Origin of the sequence: Streptomyces sp. Mut1, assembly GCF_030719295.1 — a bacterium.
In the GTDB taxonomy this organism is placed as follows: domain Bacteria; phylum Actinomycetota; class Actinomycetes; order Streptomycetales; family Streptomycetaceae; genus Streptomyces; species Streptomyces castrisilvae.
The window spans coordinates 3129426-3141719 of sequence record NZ_CP120997.1; the positions used below are offsets into that span (position 1 = coordinate 3129426).

Genomic DNA, 12294 nt, shown 5'->3' on the forward strand with positions numbered 1-12294 from the left:
CGCACAAGGGGGTGGGGCTGGACCCACTCCTTCGCCGAGCGGGGTCTCGACGCGTTCCGCGCGGTACAGAGTGGAGGCACCGGACAGAACGCGGAGGGCGAGAGATGAGAGTGCTGGTTTCGTGGCCGGCCCGGGTCGGCGTCGGCTTCGTACGGGCGTGTGCCGTCGCCGCCGTCACGCTGCTGGTCCCGGGCGTATGGGCGGGCGCGGTGGCGCTGGGGGTGTGGTGGGGGCCGGGGAACCCGTGGTCGTGGGTGGCTCCCGTGCTGCTGGTGGCCGTGGGTTCGCTCCTGACGGCGCGGCCCGTCTGCCGGGCCGTCCGCTTCCTGGCCGCCCGCTGGACGGGCACCGTGATCGCGTCCGGCTACCGCGAGGCGCCGCCGGTCACGAGGATGGCCACCGGTTACTGGTGGAACGGCTTCGACTACCACCGCACCCGCCGCGACGCCCTCCTCGACCAGCGGTGGCGGCTGCGCTGGAAGGACCCGGCCAACTGGCGCGACCTGCGGTTCACCGCGATCGTCCCGTTCACGGCGGGGCTCGTCGCGTGCGTCCCGCCGGCCGGGGTGGTCCTGGCCGCCGCCGGGCTCGGCACCGGGACCGCCGGCCGGGTCGCCGGTCTCGTCGTGGCCGTCGCCTCCGCCCCGTACGCCTGGCGGCCCCTCACCCCGGTCGCGGTCCGCTTCCTGCGGCCGTCGGCCAGGATGGCGCTGGCGGACCGGGTGGACCAGCTCACCGGCCGGCGGGCGGACGCGACGGTCGCGCAGGCCGCCGAGATCCGCCGCATCGAGCGCGACCTGCACGACGGGGCGCAGGCCCGGCTCGTCGCGCTCGGGCTCTCGCTGGCCACGGTGGAGAAGCTGATGGAGACCGACCCCGACCGGGCCAGGGCGCTGATGCGCGAGGCGCGGGCCGGTGCCACCGCCTCGCTGGCCGAGCTGCGCGACCTGGTCCGCGGCATCAACCCGCCCGTGCTCAACGACCGGGGTCTGGTCGACGCCGTGCGGGCCCTGGCCCTGGACAGCCCGCTCGAAACGGAGGTGAGCGCCGACGTGTCCGAACGGCCGCCCGCGCCCGTCGAGTCGGCGGTGTACTTCGGTGTCGCCGAACTGCTCACCAACGCGGTCAAGCACGCCCGCGCGACCCGGCTGCGGATCTCCCTCGTCCGGGACGCCACCGGTCTCGTGGTCGAGGCCGAGGACGACGGGCGCGGCGGGGCCGTGGTCCGTGACGGCGGCGGGCTGGCGGGGCTGCGGGGGCGGCTGGCGGTCTTCGACGGCACCCTGGACCTCACGAGCCCGCCCGGCGGCCCGACCCGCGCGAGGATCATGGTGCCATGCGAATCGTTGTAGCCGAGGACCTGTATCTCCTGCGCGACGGCATGGTCCGCCTCATCGAGGCGTACGGCCACGAGGTGGTGGGTACGGCCACGACCGGGCCCGAAACACTGGCCGCGCTGCGTGAGTTCCGCCCCGACGTGGCGGTGGTGGACGTCCGCATGCCGCCGACGCAGACCGACGAGGGCCTGCGCGCGGCACTGGCCGCCCGCGCCGGCGTCCCCGGGCTGCCCGTGCTGATCCTGTCCCAGTACGTGGAGCAGTTGTACGCCCGCGAGTTGCTGGCCGACGGCTCGGGCGGGGTGGGCTACTTCCTGAAGGAGAGCGTGTTCGACGCGGACCAGTTCATCGACGCGCTGGAGCGGGTCGCGGCCGGGGGTACGGCCATGGACCCGGCGGTCATCGCGAAGCTGCTGTCCAGCGGCTCGTCCCACCGCCGGCTGGGCGGACTCACGGAGCGCGAGCACTCGGTGCTGGCGCTGATGGCGCAGGGCCTGTCCAACCAGGCCATCGCGGGGCGCCTGTTCCTCAGCGACAGTGCGATCAGCAAGTACACGACCTCCCTGTTCGGCAAGCTGGGCATCACGGACGACGGCACGAACAACCGCCGGGTGCTGGCGGTGCTGGCGTATCTGAACAACCCGTGACCGCCGGCCTCGGAGCCCCGACGGGTTCCTCGGTGGCATGCGCACGCCGCCCACCCGCGAGGCCGAAGAGGTCCGTGCGGTCGTCGGCGTCAGCTTCACGGTCGAGGCGGGCGAACTGGTCGGGTGCCTCGGCCCGAACGGCGCGGGCCGGAGCACCTCCTTTCCCCCCCGGAGGACATGCCGTGGCTCCCGGACGAGGCCCTGGACTTCTCCCGCTCGCTGCGGAAGCTCGCGAGCAGCCCGGTGGGTGGGTGGGCGGCACCGTCCACCGGGGGCGGCACCGTCCACCGGGAGCGGCACCGGGGGAAGGACCACGCGCAGGACGGGGTACCCGCCCCGGGGCGTCAGGCCGACGAGGCCACCGGCTGCCCGGCCGGGGCACCACGCATGGCGTCCTCGCACCAGGCGGTGAAGGCGGGGTCGCACACGCGGTCACGGAACCGGCCGATTCCGACCCAGCGCAGCACGGCACCGGCCCGGTCCAGAGGGAAGTAGGTCTCGCCGGGCCCGGTGGTGCCGGCTTCCAGCCTGCCGGGCGGTTCGGGTGTCCATCCCAGAGCGGTGACCGTGTCCATGGAACGAAGGTTTCCGAGGACGCCCGGCATCGTGCGGGTCCGCCTGCTCAGGTCGAGGTGCTCCACCTGCACCGGCCCCGTGTCGTCGGTCGCGCACAGGGAGGTGGTCAGGTCCCCGCCCGTCTGGCCTGCGCGCCCCAGGACGATCTTCTCCTGCATCAGGATCCTGCCGGTACCGTGCAGCCGGATCCGGGTGTCCCGGTGGGTGGCGATCCCGTCCGAGACCACGAACGGCTTGCCCGCCCAGGTCAGCACCGCTCCGTCGCCCACCGTCGCGTCGACCGTCCAGGAAGACGGTGCGTCACCTTCGTACGCGACCGTGCCGGTCGACTCCACGATGTCCAGCCACGCCCCGGGGGCGACGTCCACTTCGACGCGGACGTCGTCGCCCGACAGCAGCAGCGCCTGGGTGGCGAGCAGGCCCACTCTGGCACCACGGGCGTCCTGATCCATGATCCGCGCCGTCAGGTGCCCGGTCGTACGGTGGACGCGGCTGCGGCTCCCCGCGGGGGTGACGCTCAGGCGGGTCGGGCCGGTCACGCGCGCTGCCCCGCATGCGCCGGAGCGTGGTCGTGGGTGTGCGTGGTGCCGTCGGTCCGGGTGTGCGCGTGGGTTTCCCCGCCGTCCTGACCCGCGTGGAAGTGCGGTGCCATGGGACCGGGGTCGACCGGGGTGTGCTCGCCGGTGCGGTAGTGGGCGAGGGTGTCGCGGACCCAGCCGGTCAGCAGTCGGACGGACGCCTCGTCGTGCCGGGAGAGCGCGACCACGGGGGAACCCTGCCGGGCGTCACGTCCCTCGCGTGTCATGCGCTCGACGTCCACGCCCACATGCTCGCCCAGGTCGGTCTTGTTGATCACGAGCAGGTCGGCGCGAGCGATGCCGGGGCCCCCTTTCCGTACGACGTCACCGCCGCCGGCGACGTCCAGGACGAACAGTTGGGCGTCCACCAGTGCGGGGGAGAAGGTCGCGGTGAGGTTGTCGCCGCCGGACTCGATGATGACCAGGTCCAGTGGTCCGAAGTCGGCCTCCAGGTCCTCGGCCGCCAGCAGATTGGCCGTCACGTCGTCGCGGATCGCCGTGTGGGGGCAGGCGCCCGTTTCCACCGGGCGGATGCGTTCGGGGTCCAGCACTCCGGCGCTCCTGAGGAAGCGCGCGTCCTCGTCGGTGTAGATGTCGTTCGTGATGACGCCCAGGCTCAGTTCCCCGGAGAGGGCCCGGCACAGCGTCGCGATGAGCGAGCTCTTGCCCGTGCCGACGGGCCCGGCGACGCCCAGGCGCATGGCACGGGTGGGGGCGGTGGCGTTCTCAGGCACTGAAGAGCCTCTCTGTGGCGGTGTCGTGGGTCTCGGCCCAGCGCTCGATGAGGGGAGCGCCGTGGGCGGGGATGTGTTCCGGGAGGCGGAGAAGGGAGACCTGGTCGGCCATCTCGTCGATGTCGGGGAGGAGTTCGTTCACCCACGCCGCGATGAGCAGGGGGTCCTGCGGTTCGAGCTTGAGCAGGGCCGCTGTGACGGTCTGGGCGTCGTCGTACCCGACGAGACGGGCCACGTCGGCCGGGTCCATCGCGGCGCGGTGCGCGAGCAGACCGAGGACGACCGGGCGGGGCCAGGTGCGTGCGCGGGCGTCGACGGGGCCGGGCCAGAGCGTCTGCAGGACCCGCAGATATCCGCGCCCCAGACGCCGCCCGTTCGCCCTCAGCGCCCGGCTGGGGGTCCGGGCGGCCCAGGCGGCCTCGACCTCGGCCAGGTCACCGCCGTCCTCCGCGACCGCACGCGCGACGACGGCGGTGCCCGCCTCCACGCGGGTGACGGTACGAAGACGGGAGCGCAGGTACGCGGGCACCTCGGCGGGCGTCGTACCGGCCCGCAGCGCCGGTTCCAGACCGGCGGACTGCGTATGTCCTCCGGACGGGAGCCTGGCGTCGCCCAGCAGGGCGAGCAGGAGCGGAGAAGTGCTCATGGGCACCTCAGAACAGCATGTATCGCTGGGTGAGGGGCAGGCTCCTCGGCGGTTTCGGCTGGTCGAGGTACCAGTAGTCGCTCAGGCTCCTGTGCCGGGTGAGGCTGTGTCCCGCCGCGGGGTCGACCCGTGGGATCTGCACCGCGATCTTGAACGTGCCCGGGTCGATGTCGATGCCGTACCGCCCGTCGTTGAAGATCATGTCCGCCTTGCCGATGTCCTTGACGGGCTTGGCGCCCCTCAGTTCACGCCGCAGGCCGAGGGTGGTCGTCAGGGAGTCCTTGAACACGCCCCTGCCCTTCACTCCGTCGTAGGGGTCGGAGTCCGACGCGGGGTTGAGCACCGCGTCCGAGACGAACGAGTAGGACAGGTGGGGGGCGATGGCCGCGGCCATCGCCGGGCGCAGGAGCGTCGGCTGCGGGGTCGAGACCGAGCCGTTGGGATCACCGAGGTTGCCGACCACCATGGCGCCGCCCTTGATGACCACTTCCGGCCGCACGGCGAAGAACCGCGGGTCCCACAGCACGAGGTCCGCCAGCTTGCCCGTCTTCACCGAGCCGGCGTACGCGTCGATGCCGTGGGCGATGGCGGGATTGATCGTGTACTTGGCCACGTACCGCAGCGCGCGGGCGTTGTCGCCCCGTCCCCGGTCGGCCCCGTAGAAGAAGTTCGCGTCCTTGAAGGTCAGGTGGCTCCACTCCTTCATGACGTGGGCGACCTGCCAGGTACGGGTCACGACCTCCCCGATGCGGCCCATGGCCTGGGCGTCGGAGGAGGTGATGGACATGGCGCCCATGTCGTGCAGCACATCCTCGGCGAACATGGTCGTGGAGCGGATGCGGGAGTCGGCGAACGCCTGGTCGTTCTCGTTGCTCAGATCGAGGTGGTGGGCCGAGGCCAGCATGTCGATGTGCTCGGCCAGCGTGTTCACGGTGTACGGCAGCGTCGGGTTCGTCGACGCGGGCAGGACGTTCGGCTCGGCGGCCACCTTCAGGATGTCCGGGGCGTGCCCGCCGCCGGCGCCCTCCGCGTGGAAGACGTGGACTCCGCGCCCGTCGATGGCGTCGAGGGTGGTTTCGACGAAGCCGGACTCGTTCAGGGAGTCGGCGTGCAGGGTGACCTGAAGACCCCACTCCTCCCCGGCCCTCAGGGCCGCGTCCAGCGCTGCCGGGGTGGCGCCCCAGTCCTCGTGGACCTTGTACCCGCCGGCCCCCGCGAGCGCCTGCTCGTCCAGGCCGTCCTTGCTGACGGTGTTGCCCTTGCCCAGCAGCATCACGTTGACCGGCAGGTCGTCGAAGCTGCGGTGCAGGTTCACCAGGTGCTGGGGTCCGGGCGTCACCGTGGTTGCCTTGGAGCCCTCCGAGGGGCCCACACCGCCGCCGATCAGCGTGGTGGTCCCGGTGGACAGGGCCTCCAGCACCGCCGAGGGGGAGATGTAGTGGACATGCGTGTCGACGGCTCCGGCGGTGAGGATCTTGCCCTCGCCGGAGATCACGTCCGTGGAGGAACCGATCTCCAGCCCCGGAGTGACCCCGTCCATGACATCGCTGTTGCCGGCCTTTCCGACCGCGACGACCTTGCCGCCCCTGATCCCGACGTCGGCACGCACGATGGAATGGGCGTTCCCCCGCTCCAGCGCGGGTTCGACATCCAGAATGATCACATTGGTGATCACGGTGTCGGGGGCGCCCTCCGCACTCGTGGTCGTCCCCTGCAGCATCGACTCGCGGATGGTCTTCCCGCCGCCGAAGATCGCCTCGTCACCACCGAACGTCAGGTCCTCGGTGACCTCGATCCAGAGGCTGGTGTCGCCCAGGCGGACCTGGTCGCCCACGGTCGGGCCGTAGGATTTCGCGTACTGCGCGCGGGTGATGTTCGCCATTGCATTCCTCCAGCTGGATGTACGAGGCCCGGTCAGTCGAGGGCGACGTCGTCGGGCCCTTTGCCCTTCCGCAGGCCCGGAACACGGCGCCGTCCACCGATCGGCACAACCTCGATCGCATCGCTGGGCGCGTTCTCGGGGCTGAACCGCATCGAGTCCCCCGGAGCGATGTCGAGCCGGCACCCCCAAGGCGCCTTCCCCGGCGTCTTCGACCGGTCGTACGCCAGCGCGCGGGCCGCGGCGATCTGCTCGGCCCGCACGCGCCGGGGATCGGTCAGAACGGTCTCCGCCTCCGTCGCGCTCTCCGGATCGGTGAAGAACAACAGGTCCTCGTTGACATCGGCCAGGTGGAAGTGCGAACCGACCTGGATGTCGCGGTCACCGACATTGACCACGTAGACAGTGCCCTTGCCGCTCCGGGAGTTGAGCACATGCTCCGCGGCCGGGTCCTTGACCCACACTCCTCCGACCTCGTACCGGGAAAGGGCGCAGACCTCGCTCGGGTCCAGGTCGGAGGGCGGCCGGACTCCGGGCTCCTGGCCACAACCATGTGTCCGGCCCGCGCACGGACACACGACCGGCACCGGCGTCGACGGATTCGCAGCCAGCGGCTGGAAGTAGGGCATGGGTTCGTCCTCAGCGGATAGGGGCGGGCGTCGTCGCGGCCTTCGGGGCACGGATCGGGTCATAGAGGGTGACGAGCTTGCGGCCATCGGGGAAGGTCGCCTCGATCTGGAGGATGTCGAGCATCTCGGCCACGCCGTCCATGACATCCGCGGTCGTCAGAACGCTCTCGCCCTCCCCCTGGGTGTCCCCCTTCCGCTCGTCCAGGGGAACGCCGGCGTCGCTCGTCATCTGGTCGACGGTGTAAGTGCCCGCCCGTGCCTCCTCGATGACCCAGCAACTGATGTAGGCCACGGCCTCGGGGTAGTTCAGCTTGATGCCGCGCTCCTTGCGATAGCTGGCCAGCATCCCGGCCATGCTGAGCAGCAGCTTCTCCTGCTCCGAAGGAATCAGATGCATCCGTGCTCCTCTGTGATGGTGAGAGCGCCCCCGGCTCTCCGGCAGGGGACGACGACCCCGTCCGCCTCCGCCGCGTCCCGGGCCACCAGGACGCATCCACCGATGCCTGGGGCCTCTCCCGGATCCGGGGACGAACATGTGTCGGCAGCGCGATGCGGCTCCACCGGGTTCATCGGCATCATCAGCCGAACCACCAGCGCCGCCGCCGATCATCATGCGGCGGACGGGGCTGCCGCGGCATAACCGCACCATCACCCTCAAACGGGTGCCGACACGAGCACGTGACCGAAACCTCGGCAGCAGCGCTTGTGGCCAAAGGTGGTCCGGAGCACGGAGACGGATGGGCTGCGAAGCGCTGTGCCGGACCGGATCACGGTGGGCGGAACCCCACGGACTCGGGTTCCCTTGCGCCAGATCATTGAGCAAGGGCCTTTGTACGCACGGAAGATGCGTAAGAATGGCGGTCCGCGGACACGACTCGCGGGACGGTATTGGGGGCGGAACGTGCGAGGCGCATTCACAACGGACCGGGTGAGCCGATGCTGTCTGGCCGTCGCCCGCGGGGAACCGGCCGTCGTGTGCGGTGCCGGGCGCCCCTCGGACTCATCGGGGTTCCGTGCCTGAGTCGGTGGCGGCACCATCGGCGGCGGAGCCCGCCCCCGGACCGGTGGGGGGCCCGGCGTGGAGCAGTCCGGGCCTGGATGTCGCCGCGGGCCGGTATCCGCTTTCGGTGGAGCGGCACGTCATGCGCATGGTTGATCACTTGGTACCCGGCGTCACCGCGGTGACACCCCATGCGCGGTACTACGCCCTTCACGGCTTGGTCGCCGCACACGCCGACGCAGCGGGGCTGTCTGCCTCAGCAGCTCAGGAGCTGCTCCGCCGATCCGAAGTCGCCCTCGCCGCTGTGTCCTTCGCCCACCATCCCGAGGGCCTGGAATGGATGCCGCGCGCTCACGGGGCCGATGCCCTCTCCCAGAGGCTCCGGTCCGGGGTGATTCCGATGGCTGAGTCTGCGGCTGCGGGCAAGGAAGGGTACGTGGGCAACCCCTGGGGCTTCTGGGGGCCGTACGCAGGGTCCGAAACCGCCTTGGGCATCCTCAGCCCCGGAAGGATGCCCCAGCCCGGACCCCGGCTCGACGCGTCGGCGGTACGCTCCGGCCTGGGCGAATTACTCGAACTGGCCACCGATAACGTGCTGCACGTCGGCGATCTGGCCCCGCTGGGCGCGAAGTTGTGCGTATGTGCCGGTGGTGAGCACGCTGACGGGCTTTGGCTGGCCGACCTCATGTGCGGGCCGGACGCGTCTGATGTCGGTCCGCGGTCGAGGGCTCGACGGGAGACGATCCAGTTGATGGTACGGATCGTCTCCCAGCACCCGGTCGTGCGCTTCACCCGGGACGTCGGCCGTGTGCTGGCATTCGGCGACTTCTTGTCCACGGACCGCGTGACCAGGGGTGTCGACGCGGCGCCCGTGTGGCGGGGGGTGACCCTGCGGAACTACTCCGTCGGTGCCTGGCGCCGTCTGTGGTCCTGGCTCGTGGAGCACGTCGAAGGGATGATCACGACCGAGAAACTGGCCGACCGCTTTGCCGAGAAACTACCGCTGCAGACCGTGGACGAGTTCCTGGCGTCCCTTCCCGCGACGCAAAGCACGACCGGAGCGCCGCTGCCGGCCGAGCTCTCCCTTCGGGGAGCGGACACACCCCTGCCCCTCAACGAACTGCGCGTCCTGGCCGTCGGAGCACGCCGCGTGGATGAGCTGTCGGGGCGGGTCAGGGACGCGTTCCTCGGGCAGCGCGGTATCGAGCTCGGACCGGAATGGGTCAGGTGGAGACTGGAGGAAGCCCGCTCCGCGCCCCTGCGCGACACGGCACGCCGACTGGTCCACGACATGGTGGCGCGGTCCCAGCGCATCGCGCTGGCCAAGGCCCGGCGCCGTCCCGACGGTTCGCTCTGGCTGCCCACACGTCTGCACGAACGGAACGGCCTGCTGTACAGGACCAGTAAGGAGGGCCGCGGCGACGTGGGCCTGCGCCTGGACCAACTGGGCACCGTCCTGGCGACCTGTGGCGTGCTGCACCGCTGCGAACAGCGTTGGTCGGTGACCGCCAGGGGGGAGAAACTCGTTGCCTGACACCGGACCGGCCCCGAGTACCGACCCGAGTACCGAGCAGTCGTCCACGATTGCATCGCCGCTCACACTCGTTCTCGACGAGAGCCGAAACGGCGGTCAGAGGCTCGAAGAAGCCCTGTTCTTGAGCTTTACCGCGGACTTCGGATTCTTCGAGGAGGTCGCACTCGGCGTCACCCAGTCGACGGGGGCTCGTGTCACCGTGGTCGGGGACGTCGGCATGGCGAGGTCCGATCCCAGAGCCGTCCGTCGAGCAGGGCGCAGCTACCTGGCAGGGCTCGCATACGCAGGTGGCCCCGCGTTCCACCCGAAGGTGGTGGTCCTGGCCGGACGGGAGCACGCCACCATCGCGCTCGGCTCGGGCAACACCACTCTGGGCGGCTGGCAGAGCAACGCCGAGCTGTGGACGGTGCTGCGCGTACTTGACGACCGGAGTCCGGCCGCGGTCCTGGAACTGGCGGCGTGGTTACGTGACCTGCCCGAAGAGGTGAGGTTCTCGGCCCACGTCCCCCAGGCCCTGCGAAGGGTCGCGGCCCTGCTGGAACGACTCCACCGTGACAGGACTCCAGTGGACCCGGGGACACGTGTAGTCAGCAGCCTCCACTCGCCCATCCTCAGCCAACTGCCCAGCGGCCCGGTCGACGAGTTGGCCGTCTTCGCACCGTTCCACGACCGGCGGGGCCGGGCCCTGGGGCACCTGCTCGATCGCCTCCGTCCGAACCGGTTCACCCTCGCCTACCAGCCCGGCCTCACCGATCTCGACGGACAAGCGGTCGCCGGGCTGGTCCAGCGGTACGGCGGCCGGATCATCAGTGACGAAGGACAGCGGTACCGCCACGGCAAACTGGTCGAGTGGGTGGCGGAAGGGCGGCGCTGGACCCTGACCGGCAGCCCGAACCTCTCCGCTGCCGCCCTGCTGCTCCAGCAGGGACAGGGCGGCAACTGCGAGCTCGGAATCATCACCCCCAGCTCCGCCTCGCTGCTCCCCGACGGTACGGAACAACCGGTCGCGCGGTTGCGCGCGGCGCCGTCCCTGCCCCGCCCGCAGACCCGTAGCGGACCGATCCTGCTCGGTGCCGTCCGCGTGGCCGACGGACTTGAGATCACTCTCGCCCGGCCGCTGCCCGTCATCAGCTACGTGGAGCTGTCGGCGGCCGAGGCGCCGCCGGAGCAGTGGGAGCGCGTCTCGGACCTCGCCCCGGGGCAGGCCACGACCACCGTGCCGGTCCTGGCGGACGGGGGCAGCCGTGTCCGTCTGGTGACCGTTGACGATTCGGGCGTCCCCGACTTCGGCAACATCGTCTTCGTAGTCGATGTGGAACGCGTCCTGCGCCGGTCGGCCCCGGCCCCGTCTCAGGTCCCCAGTACCCAGCCGCTGGACCTGTTCACGGACATTCGGCTCGCGGAGCGTTTCCTGAGCGATCTGGAATCCTTGCGGACGCTACTGCGGTCGGCACCGACGACGGCCCCTGCGGTCACGAGTACTCCGAGTACAACAGCACCGACGCGGACACCGGACGACGAGGAGGGCTGGGAGCGCTACCTGGACGAGTGCGCCGGGCGTATCGGAACCCCGCTCGTGCGTTTCGCGCTCGGCCTCCCGCTGCCCGCCGGTGTGGCAGAGCCGTTTCAGGACCTGTTGATGGTGACCTGGGACGAGCGGTTCACCGACGACGTCGAGGCCGGCCTCGACGAGGACGATGCCGAGTCGGTGGCGGCGGAGCAGGGTACCGAGCCACTCGACAGACCTCATGGCCCGCTGCCGATTCCCGACCTCCGGCAAGCCGGAAGAGCCATCTGCCGCAAGTACCAGCACTGGGTCGAAGACCTCGTCACCCCGAATCCGCAGAAATCACCGCTTGAGCGGATGCTCGCGGTGCGCCTGACCCTCTGGACCGTGGCTGCGGGCGCGTGGCCGCCGGCCGATACCCGCTGGCTGCCCTTGCTGGCCGGTGCGGTGCGCGCCATGGACGGACGGGACGCCCCCACCCGGATCGAGCCGGAGGTCGGCAGTCTCGGCGCCGTTGCCCTAGCCGTGCTCCGGAGTTGCGCTCCCCGTTACGAGGTGACATCGGAGACCCTCATCTTCAACGAGACGTCCGCGGCGGTAGCCCACCTCCTTCCCGCAGCGGACGACGCCCACGTCGCCGAGTACGCGTCCCTGCTGGGCGACGCCTTCGGTCCCACGGTCGCGCCGGAGAACGTGCTCTCCCTGGCGAGCGACATCGTTCAGGACGATCCCCTCGACGACGCGGTCTCGGCCCTCGCCGAAAGGGGCCGCGACGTGCACCGCCACGGGCGGCTCATGCTGCACGCCGTCGGACGTTTCAGTAACCCCGCCCTCGTGGCCCTGGAAGCGATCGGCGCCGCCGAGGAGGAATCCCTGGTGGGGGCTTGGGCCACTGGTGGTCCCGATGGCGAGCGCTGGGCCCTGGCCGTCTGGCGCCGACCCGATCTCGTCATCGTCGACGCGGCGAAGGCCGTCCCCCTGTGGCGCCACTACCGGCTGGCCGGCCTGGTGGGGCCCAGAGCCCTCGCCGCGCAACGGAGCTTCGAGTCCGCCGTGTCCGTACCGCACGGCCCCCGCAACCAGCCCTTCGACCTCGCGCGCCAAGTCCTCGCGGAGCTGGGACTGTCCGAGGGCCGGCCGCCTCGTTGCGGGCCGCAGCACGGTCGAGCGGCGGGCGGCCGGGCCTTCGTGTAATCCAGGCCCTTGTCTTCCACCTGTATCCGGACA

Annotated in this window: 10 protein-coding genes; 4 read left to right on the forward strand and 6 right to left on the reverse strand. The window is 71.0% G+C overall.

The window, feature by feature from the left end:
* The first annotated feature begins 104 nt into the window (after window positions 1-104).
* Window positions 105-1352 carry a sensor histidine kinase gene (locus tag P8A18_RS13410; protein WP_306054497.1) on the forward strand — a complete coding sequence of 416 codons (1248 nt, stop codon included), beginning with the start codon at window positions 105-107 and terminating at the stop codon, window positions 1350-1352.
* Complete coding sequence (locus tag P8A18_RS13415) at window positions 1337-1984, forward strand: response regulator transcription factor (RefSeq protein ID WP_306054499.1); 648 nt, start codon at window positions 1337-1339, stop codon at window positions 1982-1984. Before P8A18_RS13410 ends, P8A18_RS13415 begins: the two co-directional genes overlap by 16 nt.
* Window positions 1985-2328: 344 nt before the next feature.
* Here the strand turns inward: P8A18_RS13415 and P8A18_RS13425 are convergent, their stop codons facing one another.
* Genes P8A18_RS13425 through ureA form a run of 6 tightly spaced genes read right to left on the reverse strand, consistent with a single transcriptional unit; the run spans window position 2329 to window position 7423 of the window.
* Window positions 2329-3099 (reverse strand): urease accessory protein UreD, encoded by a 771-nt coding sequence (locus P8A18_RS13425; RefSeq protein WP_306054501.1) that lies wholly within the window; start codon window positions 3097-3099, stop codon window positions 2329-2331.
* Window positions 3096-3839: an urease accessory protein UreG gene (ureG, locus tag P8A18_RS13430; protein WP_306060881.1), complete on the reverse strand. Its 744-nt coding sequence runs from the start codon at window positions 3837-3839 to the stop codon at window positions 3096-3098. Before ureG ends, P8A18_RS13425 begins: the two co-directional genes overlap by 4 nt.
* A gap of 25 nt (window positions 3840-3864) precedes the next feature.
* Window positions 3865-4518, reverse strand: a complete 654-nt coding sequence (locus tag P8A18_RS13435) for an urease accessory protein UreF (RefSeq protein WP_306054503.1) — start codon at window positions 4516-4518, stop codon at window positions 3865-3867.
* A 7-nt stretch (window positions 4519-4525) separates the two neighbouring features.
* Complete coding sequence (ureC, locus tag P8A18_RS13440) at window positions 4526-6400, reverse strand: urease subunit alpha (protein ID WP_306054505.1); 1875 nt, start codon at window positions 6398-6400, stop codon at window positions 4526-4528.
* 32 nt (window positions 6401-6432) lie between these two features.
* Entirely contained in the window at window positions 6433-7026 is a 594-nt protein-coding gene (locus P8A18_RS13445) for an urease subunit beta (protein WP_306054507.1), read from the reverse strand.
* A 10-nt stretch (window positions 7027-7036) separates the two neighbouring features.
* Window positions 7037-7423 (reverse strand): urease subunit gamma, encoded by a 387-nt coding sequence (gene ureA / locus P8A18_RS13450; protein WP_018551905.1) that lies wholly within the window; start codon window positions 7421-7423, stop codon window positions 7037-7039.
* Window positions 7424-8168: 745 nt separating this feature from the next.
* Here ureA and P8A18_RS13455 point away from each other — a divergent pair.
* Window positions 8169-9560 carry a hypothetical protein gene (locus P8A18_RS13455; protein WP_306054509.1) on the forward strand — a complete coding sequence of 464 codons (1392 nt, stop codon included), beginning with the start codon at window positions 8169-8171 and terminating at the stop codon, window positions 9558-9560.
* A gap of 121 nt (window positions 9561-9681) precedes the next feature.
* Window positions 9682-12261, forward strand: a complete 2580-nt coding sequence (locus tag P8A18_RS13460; RefSeq protein ID WP_306054511.1) for a phospholipase D-like domain-containing protein — start codon at window positions 9682-9684, stop codon at window positions 12259-12261.
* Window positions 12262-12294: the final 33 nt, after the last annotated feature.

What these genes read in the sequence shown, in the direction of transcription:
- P8A18_RS13410 (WP_306054497.1), top strand. Translation starts at nt 105, where the DNA reads ATGAGAGTGCTGGTTTCGTGGCCGGCCCGGGTCGGCGTCGGCTTCGTA.
- P8A18_RS13415 (WP_306054499.1), top strand. Translation starts at nt 1,337, where the DNA reads ATGCGAATCGTTGTAGCCGAGGACCTGTATCTCCTGCGCGACGGCATG.
- ureG (WP_306060881.1), bottom strand. Translation starts at nt 3,839, where the DNA reads ATGCGCCTGGGCGTCGCCGGGCCCGTCGGCACGGGCAAGAGCTCGCTC.
- P8A18_RS13435 (WP_306054503.1), bottom strand. Translation starts at nt 4,518, where the DNA reads ATGAGCACTTCTCCGCTCCTGCTCGCCCTGCTGGGCGACGCCAGGCTC.
- ureC (WP_306054505.1), bottom strand. Translation starts at nt 6,400, where the DNA reads ATGGCGAACATCACCCGCGCGCAGTACGCGAAATCCTACGGCCCGACC.
- P8A18_RS13445 (WP_306054507.1), bottom strand. Translation starts at nt 7,026, where the DNA reads ATGCCCTACTTCCAGCCGCTGGCTGCGAATCCGTCGACGCCGGTGCCG.
- ureA (WP_018551905.1), bottom strand. Translation starts at nt 7,423, where the DNA reads ATGCATCTGATTCCTTCGGAGCAGGAGAAGCTGCTGCTCAGCATGGCC.
- P8A18_RS13455 (WP_306054509.1), top strand. Translation starts at nt 8,169, where the DNA reads ATGCGCATGGTTGATCACTTGGTACCCGGCGTCACCGCGGTGACACCC.